Origin of the sequence: Photobacterium salinisoli, from assembly GCF_003614885.1 — a bacterium.
GTDB lineage: Bacteria > Pseudomonadota > Gammaproteobacteria > Enterobacterales > Vibrionaceae > Photobacterium > Photobacterium salinisoli.
In genome coordinates this window covers 123,463-138,593 of the sequence record NZ_QZMS01000011.1, presented here as the reverse complement: position 1 = coordinate 138,593, position 15,131 = coordinate 123,463, and the positions used below count along the sequence as shown (strand labels likewise).

At 47.4% G+C, this 15,131-nt stretch carries 16 protein-coding genes, 1 pseudogene and 1 riboswitch; of the genes and pseudogenes, 7 read left to right on the top strand and 10 right to left on the bottom strand.

Annotated elements, in window-relative coordinates; genetic code table 11:
* Positions 1 to 79: 79 nt before the first annotated feature.
* Both D6M16_RS11870 and D6M16_RS11865 read right to left on the bottom strand, forming a co-directional pair.
* Complete coding sequence (locus tag D6M16_RS11870) at positions 80 to 2,476, bottom strand: fatty acid cis/trans isomerase (RefSeq protein ID WP_120512107.1); 2,397 nt, start codon at positions 2,474 to 2,476, stop codon at positions 80 to 82.
* Positions 2,477 to 2,639: 163 nt separating this feature from the next.
* On the bottom strand, positions 2,640 to 3,092 hold the full coding sequence (locus D6M16_RS11865) for a DUF3069 domain-containing protein (RefSeq protein WP_120512106.1): 453 nt from the start codon (positions 3,090 to 3,092) through the stop codon (positions 2,640 to 2,642).
* Between the two features lie 266 nt (positions 3,093 to 3,358).
* Here D6M16_RS11865 and D6M16_RS11860 point away from each other — a divergent pair, with 266 nt between their 5' ends.
* From D6M16_RS11860 to D6M16_RS11840, 5 genes are all read left to right on the top strand, one after another.
* On the top strand, positions 3,359 to 4,306 hold the full coding sequence (locus tag D6M16_RS11860; RefSeq protein ID WP_120512105.1) for a diguanylate cyclase domain-containing protein: 948 nt from the start codon (positions 3,359 to 3,361) through the stop codon (positions 4,304 to 4,306).
* Positions 4,307 to 4,455: 149 nt separating this feature from the next.
* A complete protein-coding gene (locus D6M16_RS11855; RefSeq protein WP_120512104.1) occupies positions 4,456 to 5,130 on the top strand; it encodes a YceH family protein in 675 nt (224 codons plus the stop codon).
* Positions 5,123 to 5,437 carry a GIY-YIG nuclease family protein gene (locus D6M16_RS11850; protein WP_240435603.1) on the top strand — a complete coding sequence of 105 codons (315 nt, stop codon included), beginning with the start codon at positions 5,123 to 5,125 and terminating at the stop codon, positions 5,435 to 5,437. The genes D6M16_RS11855 and D6M16_RS11850 overlap by 8 nt, the downstream gene beginning before the upstream one ends.
* A gap of 51 nt (positions 5,438 to 5,488) precedes the next feature.
* The gene (locus D6M16_RS11845) at positions 5,489 to 5,953 is read left to right on the top strand and encodes a hypothetical protein (RefSeq protein WP_162941003.1); all 465 of its coding nucleotides are present in this window, start codon (positions 5,489 to 5,491) and stop codon (positions 5,951 to 5,953) included.
* A 35-nt stretch (positions 5,954 to 5,988) separates the two neighbouring features.
* Positions 5,989 to 6,534: a YaeQ family protein gene (locus D6M16_RS11840; protein WP_120512101.1), complete on the top strand. Its 546-nt coding sequence runs from the start codon at positions 5,989 to 5,991 to the stop codon at positions 6,532 to 6,534.
* Between the two features lie 152 nt (positions 6,535 to 6,686).
* On the opposite strand, the gene D6M16_RS11835 is transcribed toward D6M16_RS11840, so the two are convergent.
* A complete protein-coding gene (locus D6M16_RS11835) occupies positions 6,687 to 7,298 on the bottom strand; it encodes a glutathione S-transferase (RefSeq protein ID WP_120512100.1) in 612 nt (203 codons plus the stop codon).
* A gap of 104 nt (positions 7,299 to 7,402) precedes the next feature.
* Between D6M16_RS11835 and D6M16_RS11830 the strand changes: the two genes are divergently transcribed.
* On the top strand, positions 7,403 to 8,005 hold the full coding sequence (locus D6M16_RS11830; protein WP_120512099.1) for a TetR/AcrR family transcriptional regulator: 603 nt from the start codon (positions 7,403 to 7,405) through the stop codon (positions 8,003 to 8,005).
* On the opposite strand, the gene D6M16_RS11825 is transcribed toward D6M16_RS11830, so the two are convergent.
* The 7 genes and pseudogenes from D6M16_RS11825 to thiD all read right to left on the bottom strand — a co-directional run bounded on the left by D6M16_RS11825 (position 8,002) and on the right by thiD (position 14,379).
* Positions 8,002 to 9,369, bottom strand: coding sequence for a TrkH family potassium uptake protein (locus D6M16_RS11825; RefSeq protein ID WP_120512098.1), 1,368 nt, complete (start codon positions 9,367 to 9,369; stop codon positions 8,002 to 8,004). The two genes, D6M16_RS11830 and D6M16_RS11825, sit on opposite strands and share 4 nt — an antisense overlap.
* A complete protein-coding gene (locus D6M16_RS11820; protein ID WP_120513144.1) occupies positions 9,366 to 10,028 on the bottom strand; it encodes a potassium channel family protein in 663 nt (220 codons plus the stop codon). The genes D6M16_RS11825 and D6M16_RS11820 overlap by 4 nt, the downstream gene beginning before the upstream one ends.
* A 176-nt stretch (positions 10,029 to 10,204) precedes the next feature.
* The gene (gene tenA / locus D6M16_RS11815) at positions 10,205 to 10,867 is read right to left on the bottom strand and encodes a thiaminase II (RefSeq protein ID WP_120512097.1); all 663 of its coding nucleotides are present in this window, start codon (positions 10,865 to 10,867) and stop codon (positions 10,205 to 10,207) included.
* A gap of 40 nt (positions 10,868 to 10,907) precedes the next feature.
* Entirely contained in the window at positions 10,908 to 11,849 is a 942-nt protein-coding gene (locus D6M16_RS11810) for an ABC transporter substrate-binding protein (RefSeq protein WP_120512096.1), read from the bottom strand.
* 28 nt (positions 11,850 to 11,877) lie between these two features.
* Positions 11,878 to 12,618 (bottom strand): annotated as a pseudogene (locus D6M16_RS11805) (ABC transporter permease); the annotation flags it as partial.
* A 67-nt stretch (positions 12,619 to 12,685) separates the two neighbouring features.
* Positions 12,686 to 13,498 carry an ABC transporter ATP-binding protein gene (locus tag D6M16_RS11800; protein ID WP_120512094.1) on the bottom strand — a complete coding sequence of 271 codons (813 nt, stop codon included), beginning with the start codon at positions 13,496 to 13,498 and terminating at the stop codon, positions 12,686 to 12,688.
* Positions 13,495 to 14,379, bottom strand: coding sequence for a bifunctional hydroxymethylpyrimidine kinase/phosphomethylpyrimidine kinase (thiD, locus tag D6M16_RS11795; protein WP_120512093.1), 885 nt, complete (start codon positions 14,377 to 14,379; stop codon positions 13,495 to 13,497). The genes D6M16_RS11800 and thiD overlap by 4 nt, the downstream gene beginning before the upstream one ends.
* A 99-nt stretch (positions 14,380 to 14,478) precedes the next feature.
* Positions 14,479 to 14,576, bottom strand: a riboswitch (TPP riboswitch).
* A gap of 195 nt (positions 14,577 to 14,771) precedes the next feature.
* On the opposite strand from thiD, the gene D6M16_RS11790 reads away from it, so the two are divergent.
* Entirely contained in the window at positions 14,772 to 15,122 is a 351-nt protein-coding gene (locus D6M16_RS11790; protein ID WP_120512092.1) for a VOC family protein, read from the top strand.
* The last annotated feature ends 9 nt before the right edge of the window (positions 15,123 to 15,131 follow it).

The window sequence follows — 15,131 nt, the reverse complement described above, 5'->3', positions numbered from 1 at the left end:
GGCCCAGATGAAGTGGGTCAGTTGCATACTTTATCTGCAATTGAGTGCTTCACTTGGGCCGGTTATCAAACCGTATGAATTAGCGGTTTTCCAGGCGGTTGTAGTCCAGCAAGCCACTTTCAATTGGCCTGTTCTGGCGATTGATTTGATTTAACTTGTCGCTGAATGCCCAGAAGGCAGGATCGGTACGACGAACGGCGACGTTATCCAGCAGTGCCCGGTAATCTTCTTCACTGTAAATTCGCTTCGCTTGCGAAACGACATCCGGCAGATCAGCTTCTCTGATATACCAGAAGGCGCTTGGATAACTGCCCAGCAAGCCGTTGACCAGAGTCAGACTATCGTTGGACGGTAGTCGGTTTTTTTCCTCGTCAAACAGGCTGGAAATGTTCTTGTGCGCACTGTTACGTACCAGAGTCAGCAACTGGGGGGGCGTATCTGGCTTCGTTGGTTCAATCATAATAAAGGTCAGTTCAGGAAACAGCGTGGCCTGACGGCCTTGAATCCGGGCCAAAGCACGTAACTGGTTGAGACTGGCTTTACTCAGTTGCACATTATCCAGTGAGTAACGGGTGTTATTCTGATCGACATCTTTGAGTTTGGACTGCAGCATTCCCAGCAGCTCGGCTTTAGGATTCGACGTTGTATACTCAATACCTGACGGTTGTGAGAAGTCGTTGATATCACCTTCAAGGTAGTGCAACAGGCTCTGATTGGAATCTTGATACCAATTGGCAAGTTCGCTACGACGCGTCTCAGGCGGGAGGAGCGACAGAAAGTTTGACTCACCTTCCATACGCAGGAAATCCATATACATCCTGGTCAGTAACTGATGACCAAAGTTGCCATACACATCAAATCCGGCAACAAGCAGATAGTGGATTCGCTCAATCAAAGAATAATCAAGTACCCAGGCGGTTTTGGGTTGCTCTCCCACCAAGCCTTTAACGACGGTTGCACTGTCAAAATGACGGAATATGGTCAGTGCAGCGTTGTCGTTAATGCCATCGCCATCCCAGATTAAATCGGTTGTCAGATGCTGGCCGTTTTTGAAAGCATCATTGAGATAGGCATTTTTTGCCCTCAGAAACCGTCCTTGTTGTTTTGAGTATGTTACCCAGTTATGCAGTGGCAAAGTGGTGCTGTTTTTCTCTGCCGGCAAGCGGAGATTATCGGCCTGAGTAGCATAAAAGGCCGCTACTTGCGGTGAATCAGCGATGTCTGGATCGACGAAGACAACCCAGAATCTGTCGTTGATAACATTTAGTGCCAATTGGCCCCGGCAGACAGGCCCTTTGATGAACCCCATAATAGTGTGCCGGGCGTTATCTATCATGTAACGGTAACGGGCACCCACCGGAAGTTGTTCAAAGGCGAGCAGAGGGTTGGCGGCAAGCTCTGGGGTATAGCCTGGCAGAGCGCTTACGGTATAGTTTGGCTCAATAAAGTGTGCTTTCAGGCGAGCCATGCGCTCGTTGGTAAGGGCGAAGGGCATGTGGGTTTTGTCCACAATGGTTTCCCGAACCGGCAGAATGCGATAGTAAACCCGTTTGACACCCGGATCATCAAAGGGACGACGGGTGGCAATGACATCCACTGGTTTTCCTGGTGCTGTGCGCGACCGTACGATTCTGAAAAATGGGGTCTGATCAGACGCTGGCTCAGCATCAGGAAAATAAAGATGTGAAACAAACCAGTGTTCATACAGATAGCGAGCGGTAAGCTGATGTTTGAAATCATCACCATTGATAAAACTTTCCCATTCCGCTATTTGAGGTTTGACGGCTTGAGGCGTCTCATATTGCGTTGCCATCGGCGCACCGGCGGCAATCCAGTCCATCAGAATCTGGTTTTCATTATCTGCCAGCTTAGGAAGTCCGTAAGGCATGCCCCACAATGGGTAACTTTGCTCGTAAGCTGACATTTCTTCAATGGTCGGGCATTGTTCGTTTCTGTCGAGGGAAAAATCCCAGTTCCCTGAAAGTACCTTTTCATCAGGCAGGGGATGATTTTGTTTCAGCATTAACATTCTTGAGATAACGCTGAGCTGGGTATTGGCTTCAGCGTTTTGTACTCTTTCGTTAAGTACCGCAGAGAAACCCTTTTTACGCCACTCTTCAGTGCTGTGGGCGTCCACGAACATACGTGTGGTATTGGCGGCAACCAGACGCGTGCCCTGATAGACTTTTTCTTTGTTTGATCCTCTGTCTATACCTTCGGCGGACGACATTTTTAACTGGCAGGGGGCGTCGTAACAGGCGTGGCAAACAACGCAGCGATTTTCCACCAAGGGTTTGACTTCATTGAGATACCGTTGAGCCAGGCTTGTTTCGGCGGGCAGAATTCTTGTCTGCGGTGCTGGATTGCCGTACATCTGATCGAGATTATATCCTGCATACGTTGCACAACCGGATACGATCAACACCAGCAAAAGTAACAACGGACGTTGAGTCAGTTTAGATAAATGAACAGTCATATGAGATAAATATCTGCCATAAAAGCAACAAGTATAAGCAAAGAGTCGGTTATCTCAAGAACTCATATAAACAATGTTCGATTGAGAAGCCTGTTGAGATGGCGGTCAGGTTTGCACTTTGTGAGGAAACAGGAAGAACAGGGAGCATGAAGCCCCCTGGCGGTTACTGATTGAAGATAGCCTGGAATTCTTTCTTCATCGGTGGGTGACGGCGAGCCTGTTTTAATTGTTTGCACAGGTCTTTAACACAATTGCGCAGTACTTTATCGAGAAGCACTGCTTTGTATTCGCTTTGCTCTTCTTCACTCATGTGATTCGGCAGCTGTGTTTCTTGCATTTCGGTCAGAAAGTCAACTCCGGCATAGCTTTGGCTTAATGCAACAAGCGCATGAAATTGTTCAAAGTTGTCTAAAATGTTTTGCGCGCTGCCAGGCAGCTCATCCCATGCTTCACGTGATGTCGTCTCAGAGACTTTATACACATTGATCAGCATGTTGAGCAGTTCGTCAGGCACTTTTTCGAATTCAACAACCTGGCGCAGTTCAGGTGAACAATCGTCCAGCGTGTATTCTGTGTTTTCAACCTGATCCAGGTCTTGTTTTTCAATCTCAGACATACAAATTCCTAAGCATGTAAAAAGTAAAGGAAGCGAATCCTAATGACATGGCACCAAAAGTCAATATAGATGACTTTTTCCCGTTGCATGCAGAGATACTGACTGAGGTATTTACAATGTGATATTCAGACCAAAACCGACAAGCAGAGATGTGGAAATAAATTGAGAGGTTGTGACCGGTGTTGAGTAATGATAAATCACGTAGCCAACTCTCTGTGCTATAAATGTGTTAAGACAATGCTAAACAAATTCAATAGGATAACCTGATGGATGCAATGCGGATATTGCTGGTAGATGATGTTAAGGTCGAGCGCCTGCAGTTGGCAATGCGATTGCAAAGACTTGGTCATAGCGTCGAAGCCGTTGGGTCTGGCGTAGAAGCGATTGCGCGCTATCCTGCTTTTGAACCTGATCTGGTACTGATGGATATCAGCATGCCTGATATGGACGGCGTCGAGGTGGTCAGGCAACTTCGTGTCCAACATACTGAATGGGTGCCGATTATTTTTTTGAGTGGCCATGAAGAACCTGAAATGATTGCAAAAGCCATTGATATGGGGGGGGATGATTACCTGGTAAAGCCGGTTGATAAAACCGTACTGGTCTCTAAACTCAAAGCAATGCAACGTATTGCAAACATGCGTCATCAGCTGAAAACCGCCTCTGAGCAACTCACGCTGGCCAACGAGAAACTGTCTGAACAGGTCAATGAAGACGGGCTGACTAAGATAGCTAATCGTCGGTATCTGGATCAGAAACTGGCAGAATTTATTGCACTGCATGGCAGGAATAATCAAGCGCTTACCATGATCATGATTGATGTCGATCACTTCAAATCGTATAACGACCATTATGGGCATTTAGAAGGCGATCGCTGTCTGCAGTTAGTTGCGAAAGAGCTTAAAGACAACTTTAGCCGGGCCGGTGAATTAGTTGCCCGTTATGGCGGCGAAGAGTTTGTTGTTTTATTGAGCCATTGTGAGCAGTCCCGGGCATTGAAAGAATGCGAACGGCTGAAAAAATGTATAGAAAGTTTGGAAATCCCGCATCAGTATTCTCCAACAGCAAAAATAATCACTGTCAGCCAGGGTATGGCTTCCTGGACACCAACCGGACTGGAGTCGCCTGAATACGTTTATCAAATTGTTGATAAGGTTCTTTATCAGGCCAAAGAGCAAGGACGAAATTGTTACATTGCCGCTGAATTTACCTGATCACGTAACCTGGAATACATTGACTCGAACACCTTCTGAGCTGATGGGGATTTTCCGCTTGTCGGAATATTTGACCATGCTAATCTCTCTTCACATCATGCCTGTTGGCATAGTTGCCAGATATTGATAAGAAGAAAGGATCGAAAAGTATGGATATGTCCCTTACCCACATTGAAGCCCGAGTGATCGGCTGTTTGCTGGAAAAAGAAGTCACGACTCCGGATCAGTATCCATTAACCCTGAATGCGCTGACGACTGCCTGTAATCAAAAAAGTAACCGTGACCCTGTCATGTCGCTTAATGAGGCAGAGGTCATGGACACGCTTGAAAGCTTGAAATCCAAGCGCTTAATTCAGGAAATTACAGGGTTTGGCAGTCGTGTGGCTAAATACCAGCACCGCTTTTGTAACACTGAATTCAGCACACTACAGTTCTCTGAACAAGAAAAGGGCATTATCTGTGTTTTGCTGCTGCGAGGCCCGCAGACGGCAGGAGAAATTCGTACCCGCACTAATCGCTTATGCCATTTCGCGGATGTGAAGGAAGCGGAGAATGTGCTCAATGCACTGGCTGAAGGCAATAAAGGCCCTTTCGTTGTCAGACTGCCACGTGAAGCCGGGAAGCGCGATAGCCGATACATGCATCTGTTTAGCGGAGATGACGCTGCTGTCTCTTCTGATGTTACCGAGAGTGTTAATCATGTGTCAGACAGTTCATACAGTGATGCCTTGGAAGACAGGCTGGCGTTGCTGGAGAGTGAAATTGTCACCCTGAGAGAAGAAGTATCAGCGCTGAAAGATAAAATCAGAGAGTTATGTGAATAAGCGTGATCCTGCACCAATCTGGTTTGTCTATTTAATACGTACACGCTGTAATCGCCTATATTGTGGAGTAACGACGGATGTTTTTCGTCGTTTATCCGAACACCAATCCGGCAAGAAAGGGGCGCGTTTCCTTAAAGGAAAAGGCCCTTTGGCACTTGCCTGGTGTACATGTGTTGGGGATAAACGCAATGCGATGCAGCTGGAATATAAAATAAAGCAACTGCCTAAATCGACAAAAGAGGCGCTGGCTGCTGAACAAATCGCCATTGCTGAGTTATTCCCCGACTACTTTGTTGGTGCGCTCTGATTCAAGGAGCGTACCGAGATTATTGTTCTGGTGCAGAAGTAGGGGATTCTCGTGAAATCATCATGGATTTATCATCGATTGCTGGGCGTAAGTTTACTGGCAGCAAGCATTACTGTTCCTTCTTATGCGGCGGGTATCACAGCGCATCCGGTACCTGGCCAGCCACTGAGCGAAAATGCACAACGTTTAATCAACTTGTACACGACTTTTATGTTAAAAGACGCCGTGTTGCAAGCATGCACCCGAAGCATGGAACAAACGCGCATGCAGGTTAATCATCAATACATTGAATATTCCCGTCTTGCCTTAGAATATATTCAGGCCGGGCGATTAGTGGTGAAAAAGCAACTCCCTAAAGTTGATTTGATTGCCTGGCAATCGAAACTGGCCAATTCGCAAGAATATTATGTAAATGGGTTTAGTGAATTCTCTGATGAACGTGTAACATTGGAATGTCAACAGGTTGCCAATGCACTGGAAGCGATGAATCAACGCTTTGCCGCATTGCGATACTGAATATTTCGTTTTATTTTTTACTGAGAAATCCATATATGGCTCTGAAAGCCACCATTTACAAAGCACATATCAATGTCGCCGATCTTGACCGAGGTCGTTATCTGGACGGTTCACATACGCTGGCCTGTCATCCTTCAGAAACCTTGCAACGTTTAATGCTGCGTTTAGTGGCGTGGGGTTTACATGCCGACGAGGCGTTAACTTTTACTAAAGGTTTATGTGACACCGATGAACCCGATCTATGGATAAAAAACCTGCATGGCGGCATTGAATTTTGGCTGGAACTCGGACTGCCAGATGAGAAAAGGCTTCGCCGTGCCTCGCAGAAAGCTGGTCAGGTTGTTATTTATGCTTATGGCGATCACGCTGCCCCTGTCTGGTGGCAGTCGATGAAATCCAAAGCGTCCCAATTAAAAAATGTATCCGTGGTTTTTATTGAAGATGCTGTGCTCGAATGCCTAGAGGGCATGGTAGAGCGAAGCATGCAGCTCCAGTTGACCATCGAAGGTGAGCACTGCTGGCTGTCGAGCGAAAAAGCCAATTGCACAATCGTGCCGCAATGGTGGCAGCGCGGGGAATGACCTGTTGATGAGCAATGAGTGGCAATTCGTCACTCATTGCTTTTTATACGGTCAGATTCAATCTCATTCTTTAATTGCCATGCTGCCCGGCTAAGGCAGCACTCGTGACCCTTATGTATGAGAGTGTTCCAAACCCCTATGATAAGGGAGTATTACTGACGAACAGAAGGCCGCTGGCTTACCGTTTCAAACCAAGCCTGAAGGTGCGGTAAGGATGCATCCAGGTTTACATCTAAATTCTTCATGAAGTTACACATAACGTATGCGGTAATGTCAGCCACGGTAAACCTTTCTCCAGCGACAAACCTTGATTCAGAGAGTCGTCTATCCAGTGATGGCAGAAATGCGATTAAACGTTGACGCGACACTTCTCCCCATGATTCCACACAGGTTTCTCTGTCTTTATAGACCCCGGTAAGATTTCTGAAAGCTTGCATGGCAACGAATAAGCCTTTCAATTCCACGATTCTTTGCCACATCTCCACTTGCGCTTTTTCCAGCGGCGTATTACCAAACAAAGAGTGTTCGCTGGGATGAGTTTCATCGAAGTAACGACAAATGGCGATAGACTCGCTAATCGTGGTCCCGTCATCGAGCTCAAGAACTGGGATGAGTCCATTCTGGCTTTTAGCCTGAAAACTATCCGATAAGTTTTCACCGCCGCGAATATCAATTGAAATCCGTTCAACGTCAATGCCTATTTCAGCAAGGAAGATACTGACACGACGAGCACTTGGAGATGGGGCTAGTTGGTAGATTTTCATGGTTTTCTCTTTAACGGAATGATCAGTTAGAATAAAATCTAAGTTATTGAAGTGCTTTACGTCAAGTGTGGCAGTGCAAAAATAGCACCCTGAGAGATAAGAATATGGCTAGGACCAAAAATTTTGACAGAGAAGAAAAGCTTATTCAGGCAATGGAGCTCTTTTGGCTGAAAGGCTATGCGGATACATCTGTATCAGATCTGGTTGAGTGCCTGGGTATTAACAGGTTCAGTCTTTACAATACTTATACCGATAAAGCGAGCTTGTTCAGTGAAGCCTTGGATTACTACCTGAAGAAAGTGTCATTTCCTCCTCTTCATAAGTTGCTGCATGAAAAAGCAGGGTATGAGGACATTGTGGCTTATCTGAAACGGTTTGCGTCACTGCAGCGTGAGCAGACGTGTGGTTGCTTTATGCAGAATGCCTTACTTGAACGCGCGCACTGCGATGAGAGCGTACTGGCGACGGGCGGCGTATTGTTCAACACACTGGCCGGGCGGTTTCAGACTGCCATTCAAAACGCGCAGGAACAGGGTGAATGGAGTATGAACACAGATGCGAAGCAATTCAGTCATTTTCTGGTGATGCAAATGCAGGGTATCAGGGTACTGGGGAAAGCCCGCCAGTATGAACTGGTTGATAATGGCGTCGATGTGTTGCTTAGTCTGCTGGCATTGCAGAATCAGGCGGGTAATAAATATCACTAGCCTGCATAGACGTTATCTTCCGGGTATTTCAGTTGGGTTGTTGTCGGTCTTGCAAGCAGATACGCCAGTGTAAGCGGACCGATACGGCCAGTTATCATCACAACCACCATAATGACCTTGCCCGGTTCCGACAGTGACGCGCTCAATCCTGCACTTAACCCTGCAGTTGAGAAAGCTGATATTGTTTCAAACATCACCCGATCAAACGAAGCCTTTTCAGTCAGCATTAATAAAAACATCGCAAGTATGAGTATTAAGCCGCTGACAACAATGATCGCCAGGCATTTCAGCACTGTGTTCCAGGCGATTGTCCGTTTAAACAACACAACATTATTTTGCTGACGCAAAAAGGTGATTGTTGCCAGTATAGCCACGACGAAAGTGGACACTTTGATCCCCCCGCCGGTTGATGTCGACCCCGCGCCAATCAACATCAGCGCCATCATGACCAAAAGAGCAGGTTGCGAAAATTGCGCGATGTCCACAGAGTTGAATCCGGCGGTTCTGGCTGTTGCTGACTGAAAGAATGCATTCATCCACTGCAAACCGGTTGGTAAGTGACCAAGCGTGGCGGGATTATTCTTTTCAAGTACCCAGAACAGCAAAGTACCGGACAAAAGCAGCACAGGAGTGGCAACCAGCATGAGTTTAGAATGTAAACGCAGTTTGTGATGCCGTGTTTTTGACCACTTAAACAAGTCAGCAACTACAGTAAAGCCCAGACCACCGCAGATAAACAGCAAAGAGATAGTCATCAGAAGCAGGGTGTCATCCTGATACCTTGTCATACTGTCAGAAAACAGAGAAAAACCTGCATTGTTAAAAGCAGAGATGGCATGAAAGACGGCAGTAAAAAGTCCTTCGGACAAACCAAATTCAGGTACCCAGCGGATAGCCAGAATAATGGTTCCTATCATTTCTGCAATTAACGTAAACAGCATGATGAGGATGACCAGACGACGAATATTGATAGAGCTTTCTTGCCCTAAAGCGCCTTTTGTGACAGCTTGCTGCTTGAGACTGAGCCGCGCGCCGAACAAGTAAAGCAGCACTGCCGACAAGGTCATTTGTCCCAGCCCGCCAATTTGCATAAGAATCATCAGCAGCACTTTTCCACTGTGCGTGAAATGCGTACCGGTATCGACAACACCTAACCCTGTAACACTGATGGCTGACGTTGCAGTAAACAACGCATCGACAAAACTTAAGCCTGTCTGAGAAAAGAGGGGCAAGGTCAGCAATACCGAGGCAGGCAAGAGAATCGAAAGAAAGCTGACAATAATGATCTTCGGTTCAGACCAGGGTGATTGCTTATGCGGTGTTTTAAGGTGAAATATTCCACCTTTGCCAATGAAGCCTTTCATATGCGTTTAAATAATTCGCTGAGTTCTGACTCCGGCCCGGCGATGATCAGAATATCGCCGATTTCCATTCTGGTGTCTTTTGCGGGCTGGGGCCGAAGTTCTGGCCCTCGTTTTAATGCCAAAAGCTGAGTGTGTTGTCCCTGACAGCAAGGATGAGAAGAAAGCGGGTGTCCCATCATAGTGGTTAGCACCACAACTTCGGCAATGGCCAGTCCGCTGCCCAGTTCGAGGTAATGGAAAATACGGGTATCCAGCATGATACGCGCTATGCGTTGACCCATTTCTGTTTCCGGCATAACAACACGATCTGCACCAATCTTATGCAGAATTTTTGCGTGATACCTGTCTTTCGCTTTCACCCAAACCTGTTTAACGCCTGATTCTTTTAAAATCAGAGTAGTCAGAATGCTGGCATTCACATTATCGCCAATAGCCACCATGGCGATATCATAATCATCCAGTTTGAGCTCAGACACTGTATCTTCAATAGAGCAATCGGCAACGATAGCTTGAGTGACATGATCTGCGGCTTTACGCACCAGATCTTCATTAATGTCGATAGCCAGAACCTCGGCACCTTGTTGATTGAGTTCATAGCAAAGCGCCATACCAAACCGGCCTAATCCTATGACTGCAACTTGCTTACTTTCTGCTGCCATGCTGATGCCCTGCAAATAGTGTGTTCACGGAAAAAAAGCATGTATACAAGATAGGCCAGAACGGTGGTTCCGGCCGTCTTGTAATCTGAATTTAAAAGAGAAATTGTCACGAAACCGAATATTCTTCACACCAGTGTATGAAGAGGAGCCGGTAGCGGCCCCTTTCGAAGGCAAGATTAAGCGGCGTCCAGCCCCTGTTGCCAAAAAGCAATTTCCATACGCGTAGCCGTTCGGAAAATGTTAATGAGCTGCTGGCCCCGAGGACTTGCCAGTGGCACAGGTTCAAGCAATTCGTTCAGATGCCGGATACTGGATTGCACATCGTGCTGGAAGCTGTCACCGCCATATAACTGAATCCAGCTGGCGTAAGGGTTGCCCTGAATACGGGTGTCTGACGCCTGTATCAGCCTTTCGCCGATCATGGCATAGCCTATCGCACATGGGGCCAGGGCAGTAAATAAATCAGTCAGATCACCAGCCATACCTGTGTCCAGCACATACCTTGTATAGGCCACGGTTCCTACATCTTCAGCTTCGGCTTCCATGTCAGACTCAGTTAATCCCCACTGCTGGCAGTAGGTTACATGGTGATGCATTTCACTGCCGATAAGCGCCTGTAAACTGGGTAGCGGGCGGCGCATGTCTTCCAGCGTTGTTGCTTTATAGATGGCAAGGGCATAAGCACGGGCATAATGTTTCAGGAACAGAAAGTCCTGTTTCAAATAATGCAGATAGGCCGCCGAATCTAATGACCCTTGCGCTAGTTGTGTAACGAAGTGGTGATGAGTGTAAGCATGCCAGTCATCCCGGCAGGCATGAATTAAATCGTGATGTTTCATTCGTTATTCCATCCCTGTCAAATTGGGGTAAATGCCGAGATCAAAAGGTAGGCACGAAATCTTTTGCTGCAGGTGCATTGTCGATAATCTTGTGTTTATACATAAACGCGGAAAACTGGTTGTAGCGTTCCTGATCCACGGCAGCAGGGCGGAGGGCAAAACGAGGTAAAGTATCGCGCCAGGCCAGTTTGTTTAGCTCGTTATTCAGTGTGTCAGGCGAATAGGAAATGAAAGTTTGCCAGGCTTTATCAGGGTGATTGATGAGATACTGCGTGGCTTTCTCTATGGCGAGATTAAACTTTTTCAGATCGTCGGCGTTATACTGGTTTTTATTGGCTACCACCACCAGTTCGTCGTAGGGAGGCACGCCATGTTCTTCCGGAAAGAAAGATTTTGCTTTATATCCTTCCAGCGCCAGCTGGTTAGATTCAAAATTGCGTAATCCGCCCCATATGGCGTCAACTTTACCGGAGGCGAGTGACGAGGAAAGCGCCCATCCGACGTTAACAATCTTAACATCTGTGAAGTTGACACCTGCTGTTTTCAGCATGGTGCCGACGGTTGCCTCTTCATTACCGGCAATGGCGATACCTATTGTCTTACCTTTTAAATCCGCCATGGTATTGATCTTATTATTATCAAGTACCATCAGGGTATTCAGTGGCGTTGCGATTAAGGTTGACGCTCTGATTAGCGGCAGGCCTGCTGCAACATCAATAGTCAGGCTGGTTTGGTAAGAGATCGCCAAATCCACTTTTCCTGCCGCGACCAGTTTGGCTGGCATGGAAGGGTCTGCCGGCTCCTGAATCTTTATCTGTAAGCCTTGTTCTTCAAACAAGCCGTTTTTTTGCGCAATAATGATTGGGCCGTGATTCGGGTTGACAAACCAATCCAGCATTAAGGTCATTTCTTTAGCCTGAGCCTGGCTTGCAACACTTGCAATGGCAAGGGCAATGGCACTTCGGGCAGGTAAGTTGGTCATTAATTATTTTCCTTATGTAATACAAAATTTATTGTGACTGGCCATTCTCTGGCAGCCAGGGGATAGCACGTTTAAGCAGGTAATCTGTCGCAAAATACAGCGACACAGAGAGCCCGGCTAAAATCAGCAAGGCGGCAAACATTTCATCGATCATCATGCGGGCGTTGGCTTGCAGCATCAGGTAGCCAAGCCCTTCGCTGGCGCCAACCCATTCCCCGACAACAGCACCAATGGGGGCGACCACAACGGCAACCCGTATCCCCGATGCCAGGGCGGGCAGTGCTGCCGGTAGTCTGATATGCCATAACAATTGCCATGTGGTGGCATTCATTGTCTTTGCGAGATCTAAATAGCCCTGTGGGGTGTGTCGTAAACCGTCATAACAGCAGGTCGTGACCGGAAAGAAGATGATAATGGCAGCCATCACTACTTTGGATGCAATGCCATAGCCAAGCCAGAGCATGAGAATAGGGGCGATAGCAAAAACGGGAATGGCCTGACTGGCGATCAGCAGGGGTAACAGCCAGCGCCTGACCGGATTAAAAAGCAGCATCAAGAGCGCACAGATAAGACCAATGCCAAGCCCGAAGGCTAACCCCAGGACAATTTCGCTGATAGTGACAGCCGCATGGCTGAGTAAGACATCATGACGCTGAATTAATTTGCGGAATACGGCGATCGGCGCCGGCAGAATAAAACCGGGAAGCTGAAACAGGCTGACAAGTCCCTGCCAGAAACAGATCAGACACACCGAGCTTATCGCCAGTCGGCTAATGGAATGATGAAAAAAGGGGCGGAAATTCACCGTTGTTACAGCAGGTTTTTCAGTGAGTTCTTTAGACATTGTGCTCACCCAGACCGGAAAGTTGCTCGATAATGACCTGCTGTTTTACAGCCAGTTCTGCATTGATGCTTCTCGGCGGAGCACCTTCGGGAACGGATAAGCGCTTTAACCAGCCCGGTTTGCCTTGTATTAAAAAGAGGTGATGACCCAGCCTTAATGCTTCCTGAGGATCATGAGTAATAAGCAGCACAGTGCGCTGAGCCAGTAACTCAGCAGCGAGATCCTGGAGTTTATACCTTGTCACGGCGTCTAGGGCGGAAAACGGCTCATCCATTAACACCAGCGGTTTATCCTGAATCAAGGTGCGCACAAGCGCGACGCGCTGTCGCATTCCCCCTGACAATTGTGATGGACGGGCGTGCAATTTATCACCTAAGCCGACTCGATGCAGGAGCTGGATTGCACGTTGCTGTACGGCATCACTGGCTTTACCTTGTTTGAGCCTGAAACTGAAACAGACATTGTCCAGTACATTTAACCAGGGCAGCAGCAGATCTTGCTGTGCCATGTAAGCCACGCGATCACTGATACTTTGGTTATCAGATGCAGACAGTTCACCACTCCATTCCACATCTTTGGGCAACAGATTGGCGAGCAGACGCAATAGGGTGGTTTTTCCGCAACCGCTCTGACCCAGAATACAATGCCATTGCCCGGACTGGAGCGTTAAATCCAGCTGGCTGAATAAAGGGGTCGTTTGACCGGCAAAGGTTAATGTTAGCTGTTTTACGTGAACACCAAGCCGTAGAAATTGACTGTCAGGCGCTCCCAATGGATAACTTACTGAGGGCTTTAACGTGTTCATCCCTGTTCCCTTGACGAGTGAAATGCATAGAAGTGATGAACGGGCCCGTGACCCAGACCAATGCTGAGCTGATCGGCATGAGACAGTGCTTGTGTCAGATAATCTTTGCCTTTCTGAACCGCCTCTGTGAGAGGGCAGCCTTGTGCAAGGTAGGAGGCAATAGCGGCGGATAAGGTGCAACCTGTACCATGTGTGTTTCGGGTTGCGATACGTTTGGCTGAGATAGTGACGGTGTCACTGTTTGTGATTAGATAATCGGTACTGAATGTGTCCTGTTCCCAATGCCCGCCTTTCAGCAATACAGCACTACTGCTAATGGTTTTGAGTTGCTCGATAAGCCCTTCCACATCGGTATGCTGCAGGGCTGATGGATCTATATTCAGGCCCGTCGTGCGGGTGAGTGTGACAGCTTCCGGTAGATTTGGGGTTATCAGAGTGGCTAAAGGGATGAGTTCACTTTTCAGTGTACTAATAGCGTCTTCTTCTAGTAAAAGATCCCCGCTGGTAGCCACCATAACAGGATCCAGAACGACAAATTCAGGCTGGTACTGACGAAGCTTCTTTGCGACGGCTTGTATGATACCTGCATCACTCAGCATGCCTATCTTGACGGCCCGGATGTCGAGATCACTGAAAACCGCATCCAATTGTTGTTCAACAAAGGCTGGACTGACAGGGAAGATGCCTGATACACCCTGCGTATTTTGCGCCGTCAGTGCAGTGATAACGGAACAGGCATATCCGCCTGTTGCTGAAATCGCTTTTATGTCTGCCTGAATGCCCGCACCGCCACCGCTGTCTGAACCGGCAATGGTCAGTGTAATTGGGGTACCTACAGCACTATTTATCTGAGAAGGTTTGGTTCTTGTGGACGTGTTCATTGGCATCCCTTGCTATCAAAATCGTCGTTTGATTACGCAGGGGTGACGAACAGTCGCCGGGTTACACTTCGCGGGCATCCGTTACGGATGAGAAGGTGACAGGCAATTCTGCTAGTTCCCTACGCCAGTATTAACTGGATCAGGTTCAACGGGTCCCACTTTGTGGTCTCAGCCTTACGGCTCCCCGACTAACGTATCTTTTAATCTGATGCGATGTGCTGAAGCTAAACACTTAAGCAATTTTTCGCGCTGGTCATTCTAACCTTGTTGTTTCTCAGAAAGCAAAAGAATTACACTAAATTGATGACAGGCGAGCTGACAGATACAAACTCAGCTAAGATTTCGTTGTTGTTGTTGAAGTCTGTTGAATTAGCCATTAAGGAGCAGAGTCAGTGAAAAAGCACCATAAAATCAACTATGTTGAGTTCCCAGCAAGTCACATACCAAAGACAAAGGCATTTTTTGAACGCGTTTTTGGCTGGTCATTTATGGACTATGGTGATGAATACGCCGCATTTTCAGAACAGGGATTGGATGGGGGATTTTATGCAGCGCCATTGTCTTCTCAGGTTGAGAATGGCGGTGCGCTGATTGTCATTTACAGCGACAATTTAGAGGCTACCGAACAGGCTGTGATCGCCGCAGGTGGGGTGATTGTGAAGCCGATTTTTTCTTTTCCTGGCGGGAGACGTTTTCACTTTACTGAGCCAAGCGGTAATGAACTGGCGGTATGGTCAGAATAAGATCATGGT

What these genes read in the sequence shown, in the direction of transcription:
- D6M16_RS11870 (WP_120512107.1), bottom strand. Translation starts at nt 2,476, where the DNA reads ATGACTGTTCATTTATCTAAACTGACTCAACGTCCGTTGTTACTTTTG.
- D6M16_RS11865 (WP_120512106.1), bottom strand. Translation starts at nt 3,092, where the DNA reads ATGTCTGAGATTGAAAAACAAGACCTGGATCAGGTTGAAAACACAGAA.
- D6M16_RS11860 (WP_120512105.1), top strand. Translation starts at nt 3,359, where the DNA reads ATGGATGCAATGCGGATATTGCTGGTAGATGATGTTAAGGTCGAGCGC.
- D6M16_RS11855 (WP_120512104.1), top strand. Translation starts at nt 4,456, where the DNA reads ATGGATATGTCCCTTACCCACATTGAAGCCCGAGTGATCGGCTGTTTG.
- D6M16_RS11840 (WP_120512101.1), top strand. Translation starts at nt 5,989, where the DNA reads ATGGCTCTGAAAGCCACCATTTACAAAGCACATATCAATGTCGCCGAT.
- D6M16_RS11835 (WP_120512100.1), bottom strand. Translation starts at nt 7,298, where the DNA reads ATGAAAATCTACCAACTAGCCCCATCTCCAAGTGCTCGTCGTGTCAGT.
- D6M16_RS11830 (WP_120512099.1), top strand. Translation starts at nt 7,403, where the DNA reads ATGGCTAGGACCAAAAATTTTGACAGAGAAGAAAAGCTTATTCAGGCA.
- D6M16_RS11825 (WP_120512098.1), bottom strand. Translation starts at nt 9,369, where the DNA reads ATGAAAGGCTTCATTGGCAAAGGTGGAATATTTCACCTTAAAACACCG.
- D6M16_RS11820 (WP_120513144.1), bottom strand. Translation starts at nt 10,028, where the DNA reads ATGGCAGCAGAAAGTAAGCAAGTTGCAGTCATAGGATTAGGCCGGTTT.
- tenA (WP_120512097.1), bottom strand. Translation starts at nt 10,867, where the DNA reads ATGAAACATCACGATTTAATTCATGCCTGCCGGGATGACTGGCATGCT.
- D6M16_RS11810 (WP_120512096.1), bottom strand. Translation starts at nt 11,849, where the DNA reads ATGACCAACTTACCTGCCCGAAGTGCCATTGCCCTTGCCATTGCAAGT.
- D6M16_RS11800 (WP_120512094.1), bottom strand. Translation starts at nt 13,498, where the DNA reads ATGAACACGTTAAAGCCCTCAGTAAGTTATCCATTGGGAGCGCCTGAC.
- thiD (WP_120512093.1), bottom strand. Translation starts at nt 14,379, where the DNA reads ATGAACACGTCCACAAGAACCAAACCTTCTCAGATAAATAGTGCTGTA.